General features: G+C 42.1%; 1 protein-coding gene (running past one end of the window). It reads left to right on the top strand.

Features of this window, described 5'->3' with window-relative positions; all coding sequences use genetic code 11:
- The first annotated feature begins 18 nt into the window (after nt 1–18).
- A protein-coding gene (locus tag MUF05_01055) for a GNAT family N-acetyltransferase (GenBank protein ID MCU0665675.1) crosses the window boundary here: on the top strand, nt 19–26021 show its 5' portion. It continues 18616 nt past the right edge of the window; only the first 26003 of its 44619 coding nucleotides appear in the window; the start codon lies at nt 19–21; its stop codon lies beyond the right edge, outside the window.

The raw sequence follows: 26021 nt of genomic DNA, 5'->3' as shown, positions 1-26021 counted from the left end.
AAATACAAAGGAGCATTAATGGTGTGTTGTTCGGCGGTTTTAATCGCGATTAAGCCTTTCTGCGCCAAGGCGCTGATTAAGAGCGGTATTACGCCTTTACAGATACAGGTAAATTATTATCTCTATGCTTTTTTTGGCCTGGCTATTTATAAAGCCATATGTCTTATTCTGTATCCTGCCGAGCGCCAAGCAACAAAGAGATTATTAATTTCATTCGCTAAGCCAAAAGAATTCTTAGCGCATAACCGTAATTATCTTTTTATTATTGCTCTGGGGATATTATTACAGCAGATTATCGCATCTCCATTTGATTACCTTTCTTTGCGGCATAATTCTGCTTTAATTACGGAAATTATCGTAAAGAGCTCACCGGTGGTTTTGGTTATTGTCGCTGCTAGAGGGTTTTTAGGGGTGAAAGAAAAACTAACGCTCAAGAAGACTTTAGGGATTTTCATTGTTTTATCTGGTGTCTGCATCAGCCTTTGGTTTGCCGGGGCACATAAAGCCGGAGAAGTAAGTGCCTTGGGCGTGTTATTTGCTTCAATTTCCAGTACAGCTTATGGATTGGCGGAAATTGTCAAGAAAAGAACCCGGTCTTTTATAAAAGCCACTGATTTGGTATTTTTGGCTTATCCTGTTTCTCTGCCGGTAATGGTGTTGTTAACTAGTTTAGCTTCTCAAAGCCGTTCACTGATATTTAATCTGCCGATTTTGGCAATTGCCGCTATCAGCGTTATTACTCTTCTTTTGACTTACCGGGCATTGGATTATCTTGAGACGTCAACTGCCAAGAGTATTAATAATACCTCGCCGATATTTGTTTTGTTGATTTCTGTAATCTTCCTTGGCCAGCCATTGAGTATAATTTCTATTTTAGGTGTTGCGTTTTGTGTCGGCGGGGTAATTTTTATATTAAGGGGTAACCCGCCGCAAAGTCACCTTATTCAGTCAGCTAATATTCGTACCGGAAAAGATGGCTATAAATTGTTAGGCTTTCAACGGTACGCGCCCATAGAAGAAAATAAAGTTTCCGAGGCAGACTTCCTGCATAAAGTTTGGGAGACGCTGAAGCACGGGAATATTGAGGCGGCTAAGCAGATGCTCGATGGGCTTAAAGAAGAGAAAACCATCGTTGAATTTTGGGTGTTGGATAATCCTGAAAAACATATTTCTAAGCTTACGTTTGATAGAATAGCTTCAGAATTGGGGCAGAAGATAGTTTTTGATACTGCCTTAACCAGAGACGGAGCGTTTTACCTTGATAAAATCACAGAAGGTGTGCATAAAGCAGAAGAGCAGTGCGGGATGTTGACGTGTAAGAATAATCTGGACATGTCTTCTAAGGGTGAATTCGCGGCAAGAGAACTGGGAAGCAATGTTTGGAAGTTTGCCGAGCGCGGTATTTTAATTATGGCGTATCTTTATGATGATTCAGGCGCTCTGCGCGGGATCAAACTGGTTTGCATGGATAAAGGCCCGGGGATAGTTGATATCGCCAAAGCTTTAAAGCACGGCTACTCTACAGCTTATACGCACGGTTTAGGTTTATCAATACTAAGCAGAGAAAACGACCCATTTTACCATAATTTTAATATAAAAAGCGATGTCTTAGGCACTATGGTAAACATCGATATCTATTCCGGTCTTGCCAAGTCTGCCCCTAATAAAGATGCATCTGCCGCAGAAGGCTTCTTTGGCAATGGTTCGCAAGAGGCTCGTGAAGATGTGAAGAAATTAATTGATCAGGGCCAATACGAATTGGTTCTGCCTGAGCAGGCAAGAAATATCACGCAAAGCGGAGTTGTTCCTATGCCCGTGCAATTCATGTTGTTAAAAACGCAGCCTGCCCGCGCGCCGAATATTTATATCACTAAATTCCAGATATACGGAGTTTTGAGTATCGTATTTACGCAAGAAGCCTATGAGAAATGGCTGCAGCTTTTCCCGCAGGAAAAACTTCAGGTATCGCTAAGCGTTCTTTCCGCGCATGAATACGCGGAGCTTGAAGAAAACTCGACCCACCGTATGGCGCGCATTAAACAAGTCCAAGTTGCAGGATACCAGGATATTAGAGAAATAATTGAGCCTTTTCAAAACACAGAGCGTGAAGTGCCGATCTTAAGCAGTAATATTTCTAAATCGCTCCATGGTGTTTTGGTGCGCGTTAAGCGTGACAGGCGCGACCGCCTGCTCATACATGTCTTAACAGTCCTGAATAATCTTGATTATATCTGCAGACGTTTCGCTAGTTTGCCGTCAGATGAGTTATCCGGGAAAATAAAAGGCATTATTTCTTCTTTTATGGATAAAGTCATTGCCAATATAAATAAGCTTGAGCGGTCTTCAGATATCGCAAAATTATTAGAAGACGAAAGTTTCATCATCGGCGGTGACAGAGAGATTTTAGAGTCATATTGCTTAGAAGGGGATATTATACGCAAAGTAGAAAGCGCCGATCAGTCTATTTTTAGCGCGCTTCAAATATGCTCAGGGGCAGAGATTTACTTTATGCCGGAACAGTTTATCCCTGATCAGGATTTATTTGTAGAGCAGCAAAGATCTTCACTGTGCCAAGCAGTAAAAACAGTAGTAGACCCATTTTTAAGGGGGATGGGATCGATTCAGCTTCTTTCCGAGAGGATTCCAGTGTATTCCAGCATTTTACATTGTGAAGTGTTTGTGAAGCCCCAGGCAAAATGGTCAATCGGGTATGTTGTTGATCAAATAAACATGCTGCAGGATTCAAAGGCCGAAACTACTCTTTTGGATTATTTTTGCGCAGAGGCCACCAATGTTCTAGAAGATTTGCTTTGGGAGTTGATCTGCCAAAGCAAATGCAATTCAAGCAAGTTGTGCGATCTTATTTATCAACAGAATAAGGAAAGATTTGTTAAAGCTATTGCGATTACCGAGGAGCTCTTGAAACAGCTGCAAAGCTACAATCTTGTTGATGAAGACCAGGTTATTGCTTCGTGGTTTATGATCAACCGTGAATATTTGTCCAAGGCCTTAAAAAGGCTTAATGATTATTATGGCAAGCCCGAAGATTTTGGCCACCACAGCTACAGGTCTATTTTTCTGGAAGAAGCATTTTTAGCTCCGGAAACGCTGTCTCAATTTAGCCAACTTATGGATATATATGATAAATATATGGGCTCCCTGGGTATTGTCTCCCGTAAAGAGAAGGAAAAGTATATATTAAATGGCATAGAGAAGCAATTTTTCGGTATTGCCGATTATATTATCCGTAAGGTAGAATTCCAGACGATGTTTAGTATGTCTACAAACATAGAGAAGCCGGTTATTCTGGTCTTAGATAAGATATTAACGCCTGTGCAATATGATGATATAAAAAAGTTCTACGGCAAGAGGCTAAAGGCTATTATCAATTCTGAAGGGACCACTCAATGCCATTACGCGCTTTGCGCCCAGTCAGATGGGGTTGCGGTGATTATTGTGGATAAACGATATGCCCAGAGGAATAGCTGTAATAGCTTAGTTAACTCCGGGGAAAATGTTGAAGCGCTTATTTTTTCTACCGGCAAAGTATATGTTTATCCAACATCTATCAGGGAAGAGGAGTTTTCTCTTTTGATGGAAAAAGAACAGAAAGAAGATATTTATTATAATACTAAGCTTAAGGAAGCTGCCGATAGCCACACGATCCTGCCGCGCGCCAACGTTATTTCTCCGGAGCAATTAAAGCAAGCGGAAGAAAACGCAGCTTCACGCGCCGGGTTATTCCGCACGGAAATGTATTTCTATCCTGGTATCTTTATTCCCTCTACGAAAAATATCTTTAACAGTGTTCAGGAAGTGCTAAAGGCAAGCAGTTTAGAAGTGGATTTTAGGGTGCTTGATGTAACTGAAGATAAATGCCCGCAATTTATATTTAGCCGTTATAAGGGCAATAAATTCTATCTGGAGCATCCCTTAGGAAGGGCGCTTGCTGTACAACAGTTACGTGTTTATTTGCGCCTTTATTGGTTTGGGCATAAAAATTTTAGGGTGATGTTTCCTATGGTAGAAAGCTCTGGCGACATAAAAGCCATAGAGGGCCTTATCACCCAAGCTATGGATTGGGAGTTAAAAGACGCAGAGAATTATTCCGATATTGATATGTTCAAATGGGGCATTATGGTAGAGACAAAACAAGCGGTAGAGGCTTTGAAAGAGCTTCTATCTTCTGAAATCTTAGGCCATAACATCAGCTGGATAAGCATCGGGAGCAATGATTTAATAAGCTCTTGGTATGGTATTAACCGCATGGACAGGGAAAAGTTTGACTATTATTACAATGCGGTTGTTCCGCAGATGGTCAGGCAAATTCATCATGTTTGTCTTGAGGCTATTCAAAAAGGCGTGGAAGTATCTTTATGCGGAGATTTGGCGAAGATGCCTGAATTTTGGTTAGCGCGTTTTTGTTTATCCGAAAACAAGGGTATTAAATTTTTCTTAAGTATGCCAGCGCAGATTATTCCAAAGTATGTGGCCTGGAGAAGCATTTTACACTCCGGCAGGGATGATCTTACAGGCGTTGACGTTTTATTGAATAATATAATTGCTTCTGTCCACGAGAACATAGATGAAACATTCTATAATGAGTTGAACACCGCGTTATCTTCAGTAGCTTCTGGTGTTAGAGATATAATCGCCCAAGAGTCCGGCATTAATATTAAAGAACAGGCAGGTTTCTCCATAAGAGAAAAACAAAAGCCTACAGGAATGCTTAAATTGGGTAAAGATTTGCATATTCTTTCCGCATCAGTAATCTATGAGCTTAATCCAAATTTAGTCAGGTTTGAATATTACGATGGCAGTAAGTGGGTTTCTTTTCCGGAAAATATATTAGCTGTTTTCGTCGGTCAATTTCAGCTGGCAGCGGGTAATTTAGTGCGCGTTGTATTTTCTGAAAGCAGCTGTTTACAGGATAAAGAGAAAATACTGAAACAGCTTGATAATAGCTTGGTAGCTTCTCAAGAAAAATGGCAGTGGATTGATGATATAGCAGATAATTCTTGCAATAGCCAGTCAAAAATCACCTTTTCTTTTGAGCCGGTTTCCGTGTTGGTGGTATTGTGGGCAATTATAAGTTATCCGGTTATTCTTATGCCTATATTAACAATAGTTTTATTGATAGTTTTCCGAAATGCCGGGGCAGGTTGCTTCTCCTTCCGTGGCTGGTGGGGTGCAATCGTTGCTTTCGTAAAGAAGGCGTCCCGGCATTTCAATAAAAAGGAGGTGGCAGCATGCAAAGCCTACAGGACCTTGAGTTTACCCTTATCATGCCTCGCCAGGACTGCATCTTCGCTAACGCGCGCTATCCTCAATGGTTTCACGAATACCATTTTATCGTCAATAACGACGGCCATGTCCAAGGCCAGACAAGCTCTGGTAACTGGCTTGAGCTCAGCAATGAGATGGGGCTGTTTGTTAGGGAGAAAATCAACGCCGCGCTTAATACCAATAACAATTCCTGGGCGGGCAACTAATAATGTTGCCCGCAGGGGCGTTTTTATTTCGCCCAAAATGAAAACGCTTCCAATTAACTTTTCTCCTATGCATAACAAGCCCGATGATCAGGAAAAACAATTACCCAGGATTGAGATTCAGCTTGGTATCGCGCCAAACACAAGTGGCAGAGGTTTTACGCTCTTTAATTTTGATTTTGACCAAAGCGATATAGATAATTTACCGGTTGAGCTTGCTGGCATGGCAGCTCTTAGAATAGAATCTTTCTGGAAAGATTACATAGAGTGGTTATCTACCCTTGAGTGTTCTCCTCCAGGTAACCAAGATGCGCCTTTAGAAGAATTTACTGTAATATTTGTTCCTCAGATAGATTCGTCTTTAGCTGTTGGCCAGTGGCAAAATAACTTTACTTCGTATACATATAGTTTAATGCGCGATAACTCAGAGCACGCGCAAGCATTGAAATTATTCCGCTATTTTAATTACTATCACGAAACAATTTCTCACTTAAAAGGACAGCGCGAAGAAGAGCCGGCTCTAAGCCATAGCCTGCGTTATCTCTTGCGCAACCCTAAAATCCTTGATGCCTGCATAGAGGTACTTTCCAAGAAAATCTGCGGTTTTGAAAATGATGAGTTCTTAGGATTGCTTATTACTGCCCGCGCGCGCCTTGCGTTGATGCGCATAGAAGAAATTCCCTCCAGCTTAACCAGCCAGTTTGAGTTAGTAGCTGATCATGAGCTGCCGCAAAGGGTTATTTCTTTCGCGGCGCTACACGCTCCTGATGTAAGCCGAAGCACAGTAGTTTCTTTTCAGGAAGAAATGGCTTTTCCTCAAGAGCTGCTGGCAAAGGTAAGAGAAAAGATGGTTTCTTTAGAATATCCGGATGAGAAAATAAATGACCTTATAAGCAGGCTTTCCCAGTCAAATTGCGCTGGCGGTTTGGGGGCTCTTATGCCGGACTTAGGCCGTGGCTGGCAGGATAATGGCATTGATACAGTTATGTATATGCCGATTTACCGCAGTTGGATCCATAATGCTGACGGAGTATCCTGGAAGCTGGATGATCAGCTTATTCAAATCTTAACCTCTTGCCTTGAAAAAGAAGATTTTATTTGTGAGTCTGATCTTTCAGTATGGGATAAGAAAGCGGGCAATGTTCAGACGCAAGCCTATTCTTATACTCTTCCCAATGGAATGCGTGTATTTTATCTTCTGGATGGCGGTTTTAATTATAACGATACAAGCGATAAGGCGTATGTATTTAGCGGACTATATCCTGATGATTTCAATCAACAGGGGATGCAGATGCACCTTCAGCGCCAGGTTGCTTTAAGGCATCTAAGGGACTTGAAAGAAAAAGCAAAGGTAAATGAGCAGTTAATTATTATCGGGAATGAAATGTATACCGCGGTAATGATTCCGCAGGCCTGTGATGATGAATTTGGAGATGATCCGGCATTTAAGAATGCCCTTGTTATCCATATAAACCATACTGTAGTCCCGGCAGGGATGAAGACGTTCCCGATTGATTTCTTCCAGAAGTGGCGGATCAAAGAAAAATACCGTAGTATCTGCGCGCAGGGGGATCGTATTCAGCTTGCCTATTTGGCGGCTGAATGTTCGGATATGATCTTAGGGGTTTCCAAGAAAGTAACTCGTATCTTAAGAAATGAAATCTTTACGCACCCAGAGCACTCTTGTAAGGTTATGCCCAAGGAAGAAGAAATGGATTCCATCCATATCACTAACGGCGTGCATCCGGATGTTTGGCAGTCAAAAGAATTAAGAGCGCTTATTAAGTCATATAAAGAGTTTTTTGAGCTTGCGCAAGATGATGATGAAGGCTTGCGCCATAAATTTGAAGAGAATCATTGCTATAAAGAGGCGTTTCTTGATGAGCTTGAGTCGATATTAGCCAAGCAGCGCCAAAACTTGTCAGGTTGGCTGGCATCATATGATATACAAGTTTGGGATGGGCCGATTGCCGCGGCGCTTCGGCGTATGGTAGGTTATAAATGCGCGGATAGGGTTATTTCTGCTTTGGCAGGCGATGATAATCGCCAGAAAAGGTTTATTAAGTCAAGGATAGTTTCTTTGGTTGGCGGGCGTAAATTTGAATCTATTTTTGCTGATAAGGTCAGAGATCTTATAAGCAGATTGTGTAATAGTAACCCCAGATTAAATGGAAGATTAGGCGAGATACCCAAATATGATTATTCAGTGGCAAAGTTGATTCTGCGCGGCTTGTCAGCTTTTATTATGTTTTCTGTAAATAAGATGGAAGCATCCGCCACAGGCTTTATGAAGGCAATGATGGCCTGCGGCGCGGCCTTAATCGGAGTTAGGGACGGAGCAGTGCCGGAAATAATTGAGGAATTTGATGAAGCAAAAGGAACAGGTAATGGTTTTATCGTTGAGTTTGACCAATATGGCATGCCTGACGAGGAGAATCTGCTTGCGGCAATTGAGAAGTTCGGGCGGGTTTGGAAAAATAATGACCTGCGCCGGAAATTGATCTTTAATTCTCTGTTTACCGCTCTTATCAAATGTAACATTGTTACCGGGCAGTGCCGCGGGCAGGCGGTTTTAAGCCAGAGGATTTTGATAAAAAAGATGGTTTCCAGATTTGTTGAAAGAATAAGCGCCACCGAAGCCGTTGGTATCCTTTCCACAGGCAGAAATAGTGTGCAGCCCTTCAGTTTTAACCTTAATAATAGTTTTAATCAGGCCCAGGCCCCCTGTATTGGGACGCAGGGTTTTTATGATGCTATTTCCGGACTAATTTCCCAAGGCAAGAAACCGCAGCATAAATTCAGCGACTACTATAAATATTTCCACGGCCTGCTTAGTGATTTAAGCGCTTCGGAAGAGGTTTTGTTTTGGTTAAAAGATTTTTCAATCAAGAGAGGATTAAAAGCCGGGATGCCTTTAGAAGAAAAATATAAGCTTCTTCTTGAATTTGCCCGAGAGTTTAACCAAGCCCTGCATGATAGAATTACAGTTATTCAAGAAAACATAAATATGAAAGAAGTTGATGCGATTAATAATATTCAAGAAGACAGTATTTATGTATTACGGATTCCTCCCCAGAAAGATATGGGGGATATTAAAGCTTTTGTTAAGCAAGAATTCGTAAGTTTCATGCAGAAAAATTCACAGGTGGCTTTATGTGTGGGCGAGTCTTTTTGCGAGCTTATTAGTAACATTATGCAGCATGGACAAGGCGGAGAGGTTAAAGTTATTTTGAAGAAAGACGCGCAACAGCCTACGCAGTCGTTTATTGTAGTCGGTCAGGATAATGGCCCGGGTATAGCTAATTTAACAGAAGTATTATTAAATAGTAATATGATTCATAGCGGTGCAATGCAGTCCAAACGCGGCAACGGTATGCATCAAATATTTGCGTCTGTTTCTCGGGCAATAGCAAAAACTGGCGGCGCTTGGTGGCTTTTAAAGCGTGGCGATTCAGGAGAACCTTATTTGCTTAAAGTTAAAGAGGCCGCCACAACCGGTACAAAAATAACCCTCGTTTGGGACAACATTCCTATTGAACCTAAAGGCGCGGTTAAGATGGTGCCTGTTACAGATGAATCTGCTATGCCCATAGAGGGACTCTTTTGTATTTTCCTCGCTATCGGCATCATCGGACTCTGGTTGCTCTTGGGCCGGGACACGGAAGCGGCAATGGCGGGATTTTCCTTTTTTGCATTCGGGAAGCCCAAAAAACAAACCTATCCGCAGAAGCCGGCACAACCGGCTCAAGTGGAAATAAGGGTTGAGGACACCGCCCAGATTACCCGGCTTAAGCGGCAAATCACGAATAAAATTCCGCAGTGTTTAGATTTTATGAAAACAAAGCGCGATGTATTCTACGCTGGTAAATACTATGATAGATACCTCTTGCTTGAAAAAATGATTAAAGAGCTTGAGCAGCTTATGACGCAAGAGTTTAAGAAAGATAAAGGAAAAGAATTATTCCATAAATGGCGGCAGGAACATAATAATAATTTAAGTCTGCTAGAAGAAGAATATGATAAGCTTTTGGCGCAAGATAAAGAGAAGTATAAACATGAGCCTGAAAATGGCATAGCAACATCTGGCTTAACAACAAGCCAGCCGGCCCAGATAGAGGAGGCAGCAATCTCGATAGCTACCGCGCAAACACAAAAACCCGAAGAAATTAAGCCACAGGCTGTTGATCCGGCTGTTACTGCGGCATCAAATGAGATGGAAGTGATTGCTGTGGATTTAAACGCCAGCGTAACCAAGAAGCCGGAGGTTTTGTATGCGCCGCTTATTCAGGAGCTGGTTGCTTCATTAGCAAAGTTGGCTCAAGAGTCTAAAGTTTTTCAGGCTTCATTTACCAACAACATGGCAGATTTTGAGATAAGTAAATTTTTGCTTAAAGTTGCCCCATTTATGATTGCCTACAAGGAATTTTTAGTTAAGGCCAGAGAATTAGAGAAAAATCCGGATATCGCGCAGGAAGCACAAAGAATGCTTGGTCAAGTCAAGCCGTATGAGCAATTAATGGCAGGTTTTAAGAAGTTGATGTGGCCGCAAACTGTTAAATTTGTCTCTGAAAATAAGGGCGACAAGCAGAAAATTGCTGCGTATATCCCGCTAATAAATGCATTAAAAGTAATATTTCCCAATCATCCCAAGCCGCAAGATAAACCAAACCAAGATCGGGGCAGCGACTGGGGGTTAGATGTAAATGATTATAATATTTTGATGCAGGCGATACATGAACAAGGGAAATATCTTTCCTTTATTCTTGAAGAGGGTAAATGGAGATTATCTAAATTAGTTGAACACAACGGAATAACAAGCGCTTCTTCTTTAGCGCAAGATGGATTATCAAAGCTAATAGGCCTCTTAAATGATTTAAATGAGTTTATTAATAGCCTGGAGGCTAGGCCATTTAACTTGGCTAAAGAATTGCGTGTTGTTATAGGGTTGCCTTTTGGAATGATTGATGAACAGGACGGCAGATTTGTTGTCAATGATAAAAAGACGCGCGCAACGCATTGCGAAGGCGTGCCGTATATTACGTTTACATATATTAAGCAAGCCATAAAATCTAAAATGCCGCATCTTGTATTGGTGCCTTGGGTCCATGAGTTAGGGGCGATAAGCTCTATTAATGAGCATTTATCTGCGTTAGATCAGCATAAAAAAGGATTAGAAAATGAAACTTGTCTTTTAGGCGTATTGTTTGAGCAAGAAAAGATTACAAAAGATATTTATGATGCGCAGGCTAATCGTATAAAAGAAGAATATAGTAAAATGCCACAGTATGTAATAGAGAAAATCCAGCCTGTTGGTTCCGATATGGTTATTACAATAATAAATAGCAGTGCCGAGAGGACGATGTTTTATTTGCCGCGGGAAATGTTTAGCGTTTTATTGCAAATAACCCATCAGGAGTCTCAAGGAGAATATCGTCCGCGTAAACCGAAACCGGCTGTATTCAGCAAGAAAGATGAAGATTTGCCGGTAACAATAAGGAAAGTAGATATAAGTAGCACCAAGCTTAGTTTTGGATCAGGTTTAGTCACAGGTGGAAGTCAGGAGAAAGAAGAACACTGTATCACAATATTAGGAAAGTACGGCCTAAACGATTTTTCTGCTTTTGTTACTACGGTGAAGCCTATATGGAACGTGCTTTTACCAGGGACCAAAGATTCCCCATTTTTTGAGAAATTGGCCCAAGAACTTGGCAAGCCGGAAAATAGTAGGCATATTTCTGTTGTTGCGCGTGAGATAACGGAGCATTGGCAAGAATGGAAATTAGCATTCGCAGATCCTGCCAACAAGGAAATCTTTTCTCTGCCTTGTTTTAACGTGTTGAGGGCGCGTTTGGAATTTGAAAATAGCCACACAAGCCAAGACCGGGGCAGTGATCTGGGATTTGGGAATGGGGAATATAAAATCTTCATGGAAATGCTTAAGGCCAAAGGAACATTTATCTTATTCTCGACAGTTAAAACCGATAACGGCATTGATTGGAAAAAAGAAGTTTATGCTAATGGCAAGCTTAATCCAGAATACCTTAAGGATCATGCTAAAACTATTGAAGCCTTATTAGAGGAATACAAGAAGGCTAGAGAATTTATTAACACGCGTGTCGACAAACCGTTTGAATTATGCGCCAAGGTTATTATTGTTGTTGAACTGCCTGGTGTAATGGAGAAAGGAAAATATTTTAACGTCGGTGGTAAAACTACCCGCGCAACCAACAACGGCAATGGCGTGCCTATTTTACCATTCTCGGTTATGGCAAAAGCCCATCAAGGCCATAAAGCGCCGCTTTTTACTTCTTTGGTGCATGAGGGCGGGATTAAGAATGACATTGATAAGGGCATAAAAGATCCCCTGTTACAGCATGAAAATGGGCTGAATAGGGATGAATGGATATTAAATGTAATGGGCGCTACTGAAGGCAAGATTTCTCCTGAAGATCTGCTTCATGAGGGCAATCGCATAAAAATACAGAGAGATCTTGTTGAGAAAAATCGCGCAGAAGCGCAGAGAAGAATTCTTGAGCAGGAACGCATGGTTGAGCAAAGTAAAGAGCTGCCGGACGGGCCGATTGATGATAATGCCTTAGTAAAATTTTTGATGCAAAAAGATGATCTGGATGCAGCAGCTGAAGTAATAAAGCAAAAGCCAGTAATAGTAGAAGAGCAAAAGCCCGCAGTAGCAGTAGTAGAAGAGCCAAAGCCTTTAGTAGAGCAGCTGAAGCCTGTTATAGAAACTGCAGAAGTGAAAGAGTCTGTGGTTGAAACGCCGAAAATAGAAGAGCCGAAAATAGAAGCGCTTAAGGCAGAAGAGCCTGTGCAGGCTGAAGCGGAGTATGATTTGTCTTGTAGTATAAATAAGGATGGAGTGAAAACTGGGGCTTCAGGTAAAGATACGCGTATGATTGAAATTAGCGGTAAATACCAAGGCAATGATTTTTCCGTAAGATTAATAAATAATAGCGGTAATTGGAATAATATTTTATCCGGAAGCAATTTTAAAATAAATCCTGTATTCGTTGAAGATTTAATTTCTGCTTTAAAGCATCCCGGCAATCGGGAGGATTTAATTAAGATTTATTCTGAAATTTGCAACAATGCTAACAAGTGGAAATGTTTTGTTAGCGCTTGCCAGAAAACAGGCCTTGCCCAATTGCAGGAATTCGCCAAGGAAAAGAATCTGCAAGTCTTGCCTGTTGAGAAGATAAATTCGGCAACACCAACCAACCATTCTCCTGTGCCTGTGATAAAGAAGAAAGCAGTAGTTAGCAACGGGCCAAGAATAGATGACGCCTGGGTGGTAACTTTTGAGAATACCAATTGCGATGGAAAGCAAACTGTGATTGACGGCAGGTACGGCCCGAATACATTCAGGGTGATAATAAATGGTAATGATCGTGAATGCCGTCCGAATTTCGGGCAGGGTTTCTGGAAGAAGTTTGATGAAAAGTATGGAAAACACAATGGTTCTGCCAAAAGCGCGCCGCTTGATCTGGAGGCCACCCCAGAGGATTTAAAAACCGCCAAAGATTATGTAATGAAGATATTGCTTAACGCGAACATGCGTAAGCAATTTACGATTAGTGTCGATCCGGGTGATATGAATTATGTGTTTATGGTTGATCAGATCAGGAATGCCACAGGTGCTTTATCCAAATTAGGGCCGTTTAATGCATATGAGAAGCAGGTTAATAATTTGAACAGAGCCGCAGATATTTTGGACAAAGGGGAAGTTACTTTAGAAAAAAGAATTGGGGATGGCCAAGCCAAGAACATAACCTTTAAGTTGCGTATATTCTTGATAGAAACAAAAAACAAGGGTTTCCCTCGGGCCAAAGATTCAAAGGCGCTAACGCTTCTTCCCGCAGTAAGCTTTTTCCGTAGTAACTTAAGTGGAGAAGACGCGGAATTCGCGGTGGCAATAGATAGTGCCTATATTAAGGGTTCTGACGTAGCGGTTATGACACAGTTTGTTGTTCATGAAATCTTGCAGAGTACGGGTATTTCCAGAAACGAACAAAGACTAAGTCAGATCTATGAGCCGCTTTTAAATGATAAAACCCCATCTTTAGACAGGTTCGGTAAAATTATTGAAATAAGCTCTGCCAATAAAAAGATTGTGCAGGTTCAGAAGGATGCAAAGAATACAAGGTATATAGAATTAGTTTCTCAAGACCCGCGCTATAAGAAGATTGCGGAAGAAGAGATTAGGCTTGCGCCTTTGAAGGGCTGCTTGATTTTGCCGCTTTTCTTTATGCTTTTTGCTATCTCCGCCTTAGCTGCTATAGCCGCGGGAGTTTATTATTTTATGCATCAGCCCGCAGTCATTGCGCAGGCACAACAGCAGATGAATACAGCCGGAATAAACGGCTGGTGTTTTGCGGCTATGTTTTTATATAGTAATTCCCCTCTTATCAATGAACAAATTATCTCTCAAATAAAAGGAGAGGCAGCGCCTTTTGACACAAATTGTCTTTATGAGAAATATACTCCCCTGGCAGAAGAGCTTATCAAGGCCTTAGATTTAAGGCAGGCGACCCGAATATTTACCAAATCCGATAAGAAATTAGTCCGCGCTTTTAATATCCAAGCCGCGAATAAAAATTTAGGCGAACGTTATATCCGGGTAATAGATACAGGCATTGTGGAAAACGGGCAAAGGCTTTACGACGCGGTCAGCCCGAGTATTTTTTCTTTTGGCGTAATCAGAATGACCGATGTCCCAGATCCCCAAAACGCCTGGGTGGGGGCAACGCAAAAGGCAGGGATGCGCGATACCTTCTTGCGCCCGAACGCGGCAGTTAAATGGTTTGCTAACTCAGCAGAGTTGCAATTGGCGCTGGGGAGCCTTATCTTCATCACTATAATCTTTAGTTACGCCGCTCAGGCGGCATACGCTGGACAGCAAATAGCAGGGCTCAAAGACGTTTTGGTTGGTAATCCCGCAAACATATTCCAGGAAATTTTTCAACAGTTAACCGCAGAACGCGTAGCAGCTTTAGAAAAAATTGTTGCCGGATTTTATATTGTATTAAAGGTTGGGATATTTGTTGCCATAGGAGGTTTTGTTTGTTATCTGTTGAAACTTACCCGTCCGGATGAAATGTATGAACAGTTTACCCGTGGGCGCATGGAACGCTGGCTGATCAACCATACTAGAGAAAACTATGAACGCCGTAAGAAAAAAGAGAGCGCAATTACTCAGCTTGCCGCAGGGGGCGCCATTCTTGAAGCCGAATCGATAAAACAATTCCTTTCTGAAGTGCAAATTGATAAAGCAAGGCTGGACAAGATAAGGCAAAGTTTGGAACGGGTCTATCGTTTTAGCAAATTCTTCCGGATTTGTTTTTTTGTCTTTCCGGTGTACAACTCTACTTACGCGCGCTGGGACGCGGATGATTACATCGCGAAGACATTAAAAATGCTTTCAGGCGTGGTTACCCCTGAAGCCATGAACGCGGGTTTAAGAATGGGCACGCATATTGACCAGCAGGGGGTTGATCATCAGCCGGTAGATGTCCAAGCCTATTTTTCCGATGATACAAACAAAACTCAGTGGCTTAAGTCTTTAAAATGTTTGAGCCATCGGAAATCTTTCCGCGCCCAGGCAAGAAATATTATGGCAGTAATCTCTGCTAAAGAAACTACTGTAGTTCAGGCGCCTGATTTCTCTATGAAGGTTCAAAATGGCCCTGAAGAAAATCCGGTTGCTTCTCCGGGTAAAATATTAGACCCGGTTGTTATGGATGCGCAAGATAAAAATATATTAATTAAGTTAAATGCTTTTTGCAAGATTCTAGAGTATTTTAATGTTCGATCCTATGAAGAGCTTATGTTAAAGGGCTTTAACAAGGAAGAAGTATTCTTAATTGTCCGTTTATATTTGACAGCTTATATCGCGCTTAAATCTTCTAAAGTAAATCCTCTGAGGATTTATGCCTGGGATCTTCAGGAGAGTGCCAGCTGTGATTGGAAAAAAAGAGAAAGCGGATTTCGCGCTAAAGAAATAGAAGATAAGCTGCTTTCGCTATTAAAGGTAATTGCTTTGCAAAATTCAGATTTTACGCAGTGGATAGAGACATTGGACTACCTTGAAAAAGGAAACGGTAAAATAGTAGAATTATTCGGCATGTTAATTCCGCGCTTTGGAAAAGATCGGGTGGAATTAGACGATATTCTGCCTTTTGTTATTTTCGCGGGCAGTTTAGCGTTTGCGCTGTATTCTTATTTTATGGCACATCCGCCGGAAATAGTTACTTGCGGATTTTCTGGTGGAAATGTTTTTCTGGCTATAACTGTTTTTTGCAACTCAATTGTTAAAGACTTTAGAAAAGTCGTTAAGAAGATTTTTGTGGATAAATTGAAACAAAAGCTGCAAGAGGAGTTTAGCGCAATAAAAATATCCCTGCATAAAAAGTTTAGCGCTTGGCGAGTTTCTCTTCCTATTTATTCTCATCGTAAACTGACAGCTGCTGAACGCTGTATAGCGCTAATGATTTTTAATTCGCTTTCCCAAGCAGCCAGTAAGCTTAAAATTGAGCTGGAGAGAATGGAAATCAGTTCTGAAAATATGAAGGAACGCGATACGCTTAGAATAGAGGCCCGGCCTTATCTGGATATGAAAGGTAACAAGCGCTTGAACGCGGTAATTAAAATGAATCCCGGTTTCTTGCGTATTTTAACTAAGTTTTATCCTGCCTGCCCGGGCCTTGCCCGCCAGATTATTTTTAACCTTTGCCCTGACCATGAAATAAGGAGTTTTCATAATCAGCCATTTATAAAGAATGATATTGCTTGTTTCAATAATATGGACTCCCGGTTTAAGCTGGATTTATACGGGTTAGCCGAATCTCCCCGGTTAAATTATGCCGGCTTGACTGCGAAGGGAGTTTCTCTTACCGATTGCGATGGCGCAGGCATTCCTTTATGGGTAGAAGCGCTGGCTTGGCGCTCAAGCGGTAAAAATGAAGCCATGGTTGATAATAATATCGCGTTATGGATACTATATAAGTATGTGTTGGCAGGCAAGATTAAAGATGCGGCGTTATTAAAGAAAAAAGCTGAAGAATATTTATTCAATACGCCGGCATTTTTCTGGGTAGATAAAGAGCGTTGCGCAGAGATACAAGATCTTGTTTCCATTCATTATCAATACCTGCAAGAAATGCAGAAGCCGCGCCTGTTTGTTTCTGTGGTGAGATTCTGGTTTAATTTAAAATCGCGGTTTGCTTGCCTCAAATACCCTATTATTTACCGTCCGTCGGCGTTTAGGGCTAAAGAAGAAAAATCTTTAAGCCAAGGCATGTGCCCGGATCAAGATAGCCGTCCGGTTTATTGCGCTCTTCAAGGACAGGTTGTACTTAATTGCTGCGCGCAAAGTTATGCCCGGGCTGAAGGTGAAGACTTAATAGCATTTCTTAACCGTTTTGTAATCCGGGTAACTAAATTTGCTGATTGGAATGAAGAAGTAGTATCAAAAATAGATTATAAAATATTGAGCCTGTATTATTTGCTTGGGTTTATTGAAGAAGAGCATCACCAAAGCGCAAGGGAATTTGAATTTTGGGCGCGGCATGATGAAGAAACAGACATTGATTGTGAGTATATTCTTTGCTGTAGGGATAACGATGTCGCAATTTCAATAGAAAGGGCTTATCGCATCCCGGGCGCGCCGCAGATTTTTTATCACGCAGAAATGCAGGATAAAGAAACAACGCGCAACATGCTTCAGGAATATGGATGGCGCAAGGCCACAAGTAGCGACATACCGCTTGGGTATTGGGTGGGCGCGCGGCTTAACAGTGGTAATGAAGGCGGCCTGCTGCTGGCATTTGTTATTTTATGCGCTGCTTATTTAGGCATAGGTATAACTCCTGTTCCTATCGCATTAATTACAGCGATACATATAGGCATATTATTAATAATCCTATATTATCTTTACTATTTTAATCCATTCAGGTTAGCTTTTGTTGGTGTCTGTCAGCAGGCTGTGCAGGTTAATAATGTTAGCCTGGATTTTTTGGTGAAGCCCATACTCAAGCATAAGAGAGCGGTAAAAAAAATAAAAAAACACAATTTGTTCTTTAGAATAAAGAATGAGAAGAGAAAAGTTCCCCCTAACGGACAACCTGGCTTGGTGTCCAAGAAAGAAATAAGTGATGCGACAAGTAATCCAGACCCCTTAATCCGCTTGAATAATCTGTTAAGGCTGGAACGCAGATATAAAAAACTGCCCAAGGATTTATGCCATATCTATGTTTTGCAACAGATAGCTCATGCATATTTAGTTATAGGGGATATGATGAAGGCGGAAAATCATGCGGATAAAGCTATAAATGAAGTTCTTGGGCTGTATCCCGCAGGCTATATCCTGACACGTGAAGAAGCATCAATAGCTTTGGATGTTACGATGCAGCAGCTGTCTTTTGTGTGGTCCAGAATTTTTGATAAACGCTTTGCTTTGGGGCAGTTAGAAGAAGCTTTAAAGGCGGCAGAAGTAATAATCAAGGCAGGTTCAACAGGCCATCCCGGCTATATCTACAAAACTAAAGTTTTAATGGCGCAGGCGCTAAAACTGTATATTTTGGAAGGCGAAGAAAAAGCTGTCTATTTTGTCAAAGATAAGCTGCGGGAGTTAGAAACTGCAAAAGATGGATACCCCGATTATTTCCGGGGGTGGCTGGAATGTTTTATCCGTCTAAGCGGGCGCAGTATCCCTTATCATAAAAAGTGTTCTTCTGCTGCTTTAGCGCATATTCTTGCGCGCCATATTTTGAACGAACCTCGCGATGGCATTTTATCCAGAGGCTACACCACATTTTTCCCGCAAGATTTTAGCAGGCAAGAAGTGCTTGTTTTATTAAGCGAGGCATTACGCAGCCTTTCCCGTTTTGGTTCTATACGCGACCTGCCTGATGGCAGCAAATTGGATTGGTGGGCGAAGAATGTGTTTGTTAGTTATGTTTGGTCTGAAAAAGGAAAAGATTGGATACGCATGGAGATGGTTACGGATGAAAAAGGTAATATTACAAGCGCTTATCCTGTTTTTGGCCCCGGGGTAGTTGTCCGTAAAGGGCAAAATATTTTATCCATAGAACAATGCCATCTGTTTGAAGCCGGCCCGTTTATTTGGAACGAGAATGACCGCCAGCCGATAGATGTGCGCGTAGGTAGCAAGGAAAAAGGCTTTATTGCCATGTTGGGTAATCCATTGTTAAGGAATATTAACCTGATACAGCGCGAACAGCTTATATGGCTTACGCTTAACAAGGGCCAGCCCTGCGGCGAGGATGAAGAATGCCGGTATTACTGTTATCCGGTTCCTTTTCAGGATTGGCGCGACAAGCTTCAGATTAACAAGGTTTATATTAAGGTAGAGAAGAAGACGTTTAATGCCGTAGAGGTCTTAGCAAATAAAGGGGATGCCTGCCTGCCGGGCAGGCTGGGTTCTATTTTACCGGGAATTATCGGCGCGGTGCTTGTTTTGGCGCAAGTCTTATCCGCGCTATTTACTGATTCACCGCCACGGCAGGATATGGTTACCTGCAGATTCAGCTGTCAGCTGTCAGCTGTCAGCTATCAGCAAATTGTTATGTATTCTATCATTGCCGGGATTATTTATTTGCTCAAAAAATACTCGCCTAAATTCGCCCCTGCCTTGGCGTTGGCAGGGCAAGAATGGGGACAGTTCCAACAGAATTCTTTGTCCATCAATAAGATAGAAGGAAACGGTCCTGAGAATAAAGGCGGCCTGTGCCCGGATGAGGGGATTGTCTATAAGAAAAAATTCCGTTTAGATAAATTGCGCTCTCACTTGCGGCCTGCCTCATTTCATGTCCCCTATTGGCAAAGCCCGCTTTTTGAATTTTTTAATTTGCAGGACAATCATCATTATTTAGTGGCGCTTAACGGCGTAGAAGGCGTGTTTATACCGGCACTTGATTCTCACGGTCAACTCTTATTCATTCATATTGTTGATGGCGAAGTAAAGAATGATTATTTTCTTTTTCGTTTTGACACTGACTCAACGCATCTTTTAGTTGACGCGCAGCTTAAAAAATTAGGGCTATCTTCAGAGCATCTGCTGTATTTTGTTTCTTGCCAAGATGATCCTATCCCTGTGCGTATTCCTATGCTGGAAAAGGCATTTAGCAATCTTAATCCCGGCAACCTTATCGGTTTTCTCAAATCAGGAGTAGGGGCTGGCCGGGTTATCAATTTTATGAATAGGGCCATACATAAAAAAGAGCCGGATATCTGGTTTCTTGATCCCATATTAAGAGATGAACAGTTAATTAAAGCTGTAGCCGTGCCTTTTTACGCGCCTAAAGTCGCGCATCAGTGTTTTGAATTTGACCGCCATAAACCGCGGGCTTATGTAATTGATATTTTAGCTTTCTCTAACGCAGAGAAAACTATGCTTGCCGCGGAATTCGGGGAACACAGTATTTCAGCTGTCGCGAATAAAAGCATTAACGCTATGCGCGCGCTGGTTAATTATCCTGAAAAATTCGGCTGGAACAGCGGTATGCCAGAGCATTTGATAATTTATGCCGATCAGATTAAGCCCAGATCAACACAATATATAGATAAAGCCTATGAAATAATCCGTTGCATTGAAAAATCGCATTTAAAAAGAGGTGGGGAACTTAAGCAGCTGCCGCGACGGATAACAATTATTATAGATAAAGGGCCCAAACATTTAGTTACTAAAAAGAGTCAGCCGGTTAGTTTAGTTTTTCTGCGTGAAGGCAACAACGGTTATATGCTTAAAGAAGGCGGGGTGAAATTACTTAATAATAAGGTGCCCTTGGACCAAGTCCTTAGAAATGCCCGTGACATTGTCCAGCACATAGAAAAGAAACGTGCGGCATTACAGGCATCTGGCGGAAGATGGCCTTGGATGTCGTGGCTGTACGGCGACAGCACTGTCTGGGGCCCGGTAGCAGTAGAATCAATACCTATTGTCATTGCCTGGGTTATCGGCAAGTTGCTGGCCGCCACAGGGTTAATTTCAAGTTTTTCTTTTGCTTCTTACAACGGTTTTTATGTTTTTATTGTTGCGCAAATTCTCTGGCATATCGGGCATATGTTTGGCAACGAGAATATTTACTGGAAACATTCATTTTCCAAAGCTTTCTCTATAGAGAAGAATTTTATTTCTCTTTTTACTTTTATATTCTCGGATATATTATTTTTCCTTAAAATTCACAATTTTATATTATGGTATTTGGCCATTATTTTGCCGCACGCGGCAATTAACGGCTTTTTGCGCTATTTGGCTTATAACGGGTATGCTTCATTTAAAAAGACAAAGAATTGCCGCAGTAAAGATGAAATTGAAGCTGTGTCCGCGCTGGCTGATCTGCTTGCGGTAAATAATGAGGGCATTTCTCGCCAAGAATTGGTTAGCGATTTATTAAAGGCAATAGAAACTACTAATATGGATTATCGTCGGCGCATGGGCGTTGCTTTGACCGTTGTCCTTAAGCCGGATGCCTTTGTGCGGTATTTGCCGCTGGATTGGAAGCCGCATGATACATCTTGGCGTTTGGCATTTACTTATGAATCAAATAAGCGCACTTCTTCAGGGGTTTTTAAAGGATTATTAGCGTATCATATTAATTTTGCTAATCCGCAGTTAACTATTTCTCAGGGATCAGTGGATATTTATTTTGGCAAAAGCCAAAATGAAGAAAGCCAGATTTTAAGTTTTGTGCCTTTAATGTCAGAAAGCATTGATAATTCCCGAAACGGGGTCAGCCCTTGGCGCGGGGCATATTGCCGGCTGAGCATGAAGAAGTATTCAAAGCGCAGGCAGGTGTTAGAGGCATGGGGGGCGTCTTTAGTTACTGCCGGGATTCTCGGGTTTTGCTATGTGGTAACTCCGGGCGTGCGCATAAGCCGTCAGGATATGGAGGTTGTTAACAAATACGCCTTGCATACCGCAAAAGCTATTAAGCGGCCGTTAGAGCTTCCGCCGTGCGCGGGGATTAACCCGGATTTCGGCGAGCATAGGGTTGAGGGAATTGCTCCTTTTGCCGCGTTTTGGGCATTAATCCACGACGATTATATCAGAAAAAAATACCTGGGCCATGTGGCTGAAAAAGGCAATATGCGTTTGGCGATTTTTGGTTACAATAACGAATATGCCTCGGCGCTTTGGCGGGCGATGCAAGATTACGCGATAATGCCGCGTGAAATTGGCGAAAACGCAACCCGGTTGGATATTACAGGGATTGTCGGCAGGGACAGCACAAAAGATATGTCGCATCAGGGTGAAATGTATGTTCAGGACGGCGCTTTGCCTAACGGCCTGTTTTATGCTTTAGACGATAGTATCAGGCGTTGCCATAGCTATGCGCCAATGGCGGAAGTCAAAAGAGAAATACTCAAGGAGTATCCGCAGTTAATTTATTGCGCCTCATCAGAAAATGATAAATCTGCTCTATCCGGAGCTGATGTGTTGTTTTTAACCGGATCCCCGCATAGTTTTAACCTTGATTACGCTCAAAAGTTTAAAGGAAAAATTGTTGTTGAGGCAGCGCATAATGTGGCGACACCCAAGGCCAAAAGATGCCTTATTAAAAAGGCAGGGGTATTTTTTGTTCCTTCTTCAACCGCGCAAATCGGTTTAAGTTATTTAGGCCGCGTAGAACTGCAAAGTTTATTTTTAGAGGGCCGCTACCGTTATACTTCATATGAGCATATCTCAAGCGGGATTACCGGCCGCGTTTACGCCAATATCGTTTCCCTTCTTAAAGAGCATAAAGAGCTTATAGATTCCGGAAAGATAAGCAGTTTTGCGGGGCTTGTTTTCAAAACCAATAAAGATTTTGAGCGGAAAATGGAAGGCTTGATAGAGCAGATTGATTTTCTTTTTTGTTCCTTAACTGGTGGAAGAGCAAAATGTTTGGATGCTACCTGCCTTAAGGAAATACAAGCAAAACTGAAGTTTGACCAAGCCAAAAAGTATGACCAGATTCTTTCCGGCCTTATAGACAATATGCAGCGCCGAAAAATGCGGTATTTACCGGCGCTTCGCTTTGCGGTATTTAATTGGGTTTACGCTTATGAGATTTCAGAGAAAATAATGGAAGAATGCAAGCAAGAAATGTTTAAGGGGATACGGGATCCGGCAGAGGAAGCGCGCTACCGCGTTGAACGTATGGCAGCAATATATAATTTAGGCCAGGCAGGGCATCCGGAGGAGAAGAAAGAAAAAATTATTAGAATGTTAGGGCTGGCAGCTAATGATGACCCATATTTCGGGGCACGGGCAGAGGCAATCAAGGGTTTAGGCCGTATTAGGCACTCCGCGGCAGAGCCTTTTCTTAAAAAGAAACTTATGGACTGCAGGGATACCAATATTTATGTTCGCTTTTGGCTTAATTGGGCGTTGGCTGCTTACGATATAGACTGGTCCAAAGAATTAAGTGATATAAACGTAAAATTAAAGAGCGCGGAAAGCGCGGCGGCAGAATACAAAAAAGAATATCCCAATTACCGCGATGTAATTTATGACCCCTCGGGCCAAGTGCAGCAGGTTTTTGCGCGGCTTGCGGAGTTACAATTTAGTAAAGCGCTTATCTTAGGGGTTTCGGGCAATACGCAAGAGGCAATGCAGTTAAAGCGGCAGGCAGTTAGTAATTACGAGGATTCTTTATTTGAAGGCGGGTATTTTTCTTTAATTAATCTTCAGTTTATCGCGGAAATTTATTTTGAGCTTGAGGATATGGTAGCTGCGCGCAGAGCGCTTTACCGGTTCATTTCTTTGTCGCAGGCGCGCAGGGTTTTTGAAGGCAGGCGCTGGAAAGATAAACTCGGCCAAGGTGCGCCGCATCCGTATAGTATTGAGGATATTTTATCTTTTGTTCAGAGCCAGCTGGTGCATATTATAATGAAGATGCTGCGCGTAGACGGCGTAAAGGGGGATGCCGCGTCTAACCTTGGGTTTATTCTTACCGACTATATAAATTCGCATCGTGCTGATTTTCAAAGAATGACAGCAGAGGAGATCTTAGCTCATTTTAACAATTCTTACCACTGCCGGATTTTAATGCAAAATACGGTATTTGAAAAACTAAAGCCGTATTATTTACTTTTAATTCTTGCCGCATCCGGAGTGCATTTTTCCAATGACCGCATTGATGATCTGTTACTGAAAGTGGTGTCTGAGCACAAAAAACCTTATCTTAGAGGGTTAAACAAGATAAAAAGGCGATATCTGGAAGATCTTTTGCATAAGGTTGGGATTAATCCTGAGAAGCGTTTCTTCTGGCACGGCGGGTTTGTGCGGTTTGCTTGGGGCAATAATCCAGAAATTAGCGCTATTATTGCGCACTCTGATGCGTTATCTAGGCTGGAAGCCCCGCATACTTTTCCTGGAACCTTGCCGGTTGAGCCGCTGCCTGCTTCCGACAATATTAAGGTAGGGGTGAATACAAGCGGGAAAAACGCAACTTTTCTTTGGAATAAAGAAAAAGTATTGCAAGGCGTATTTCCGTATAAGAAAAGACAGGTTGTTAATCGCGTGGAATATTTTCTTGCCAAATATAGAAGTTACCTTGCTGCTTTTGAGCATAGCCCGTCAGTAGAAAATTTTAGTTTTGAATTCTTAAGCCGGACAATCTGTTCAAGATTTCTAACTGAAAACCGCACCTATTTAGGCGAAGTTGTCGGAAATGTAATTCAGGTTGCTTGGGCTGCTACCGCTGTGCCGGAAGAAGCATTGGAAGAATTCTTCAGGCATGAATTAAATGAGCTTGTTACCGGCTCGCATTTCAAGGCCTGTTTTGCTAGTTACATTTATTATTTAAAGCATCCCCGGAAACTCTCCGTTTACCTTCAGGCAATACAAAATTCCCCCGTAGAATTAAATAAAGATTATCACCAGGGCCTGAAATTTATCTCTTGGTTCCAGCATCCGCTAAAACTGTTATTTTCTATTGCCTTTATGACAACTTTATCAGTTATTTTTAATAAGTTAGATGCCCCTGCCGGTATCCTGCTTGCCGGATTCAATTGGAAGTTGAATCAGGATATTATGACTGATGGGTGGCTTTTGGGCATGTTTGTTTTAGCAGTATGCTGTCTTTTTAGCCGCAAGCCGGCGAATAAAAATAAGCCTAAAAATCAGAATAAGCCAAAGAAAACCGATAAGCCTTCTAATCCGCCTGATTTAGCCCGCACTGAAGACGGCCAGCCGCTGACTTCTGCGCAGCAGAGATGTTTTCTGAAATGGCTTAACAGAAACCACGCCGCGCTTGCCAACGTGCGTGAGGTGGGTGAGGGTTACCGGAAAAAAGTTTTTTCATGTTTGATTAGGGCGCGCAGGGTTGATTTGGAGCAGAAAATGGTAGATATACGCATAATACTCCTGCACAAAAGCACATTTGACAAAATTAAGCAAAAGATTAGAAGCAGGCTTACCGGATTTAATCTGCCCGGGCAGATTTTCGTGGATGCCTCCTTACCTCTTTGTTTACAACTTGTAACTATTTTTCACGAACTTAGCGGCCTTGTTAATGGCTGGCCTTGCGCGGAAAACGAAGAATTGGCGCAGCAGTTGGCATCTGGCATTCGGGAAACAGCAGTTCAATCTGCGGCGGATATTCCTTTTATGCCTAAGGAGAGCATAAAAGGAATCAGGCAGCTTCTGGAGAAATTTTCAAAAAAAATTAAAGGAAAAGATAGAAATCAAACCGCTAAGATTTTGGGGAAAAGTAAGCATTCGCTCTGGATTTATTTTAAAAACTGTCCGCAGGATATTGAGGCATTTGGAATTGTAAAAGGCAAGACTGGGCGTCCCCGTAAACTTGGTATAATCGGCACATTAATTATATTACAGCAGATTTGTTCAGCTCTGTTTTTCCATGCCCCGCCTGTTGGTTGGCAGGATGTGGTTACCTGTGGTTTCCCCGCCGCAGGCGGGCCCGCCTTTGGCGGAAGTTGTCAGCAAATTGTAACGTATCTTATCCTCGCGGGAATTATTTATTTCTTCAAAAAAAACTCGCCTCAATTCGCTTTTGCCCGGGTGAGCTCTGGCCAGCCCCATCAAGGTGTTGGCGCAGACGGGCCGATAAAATGGGAGAATTCCGGGGGGCAGGGCAGCGGCCAAGCCGGCTATCTTTCTGAATTTGCTCTTAAAAATATACTGCTTGGGCTTATTAAAGACTATCGTATAGGCCCGGATAAATTTGTAAAAGTACTTGATGAGTTGAATATGCGGGTTGCCGGAAATCAGATCCTGCGGGAGATAATTAAGCTTAACAAAGAGGCGCTGATAAAATTTAGAGATTTTCAAGAATGCCTTGAGAGGACAAATAAGAGAATGGTGTTGCATGAATTAACCGTAGCCGCCACTTTTAAAGAATTCATAGAAAAAATGCCTCAGCCCTATCAAGGCTGCTGGCTGCGCAACAGGTTTTATCGGGTTCAAAATGAAAAATATATTGCCATTGCCAGTGAAATGATAAGTAAGGTGCGCAATAATGCTGTTGATATGAGGGAAGCAGAAAAGGT

Source organism: Candidatus Omnitrophota bacterium, from assembly GCA_025453395.1.
Taxonomy (GTDB): Bacteria; Omnitrophota; Gorgyraeia; order Gygaellales; family Profunditerraquicolaceae; genus JAlOQK01.
Note: the sequence above shows the minus strand (reverse complement) of the source record. Positions and strands in the feature narration are given on the sequence as shown.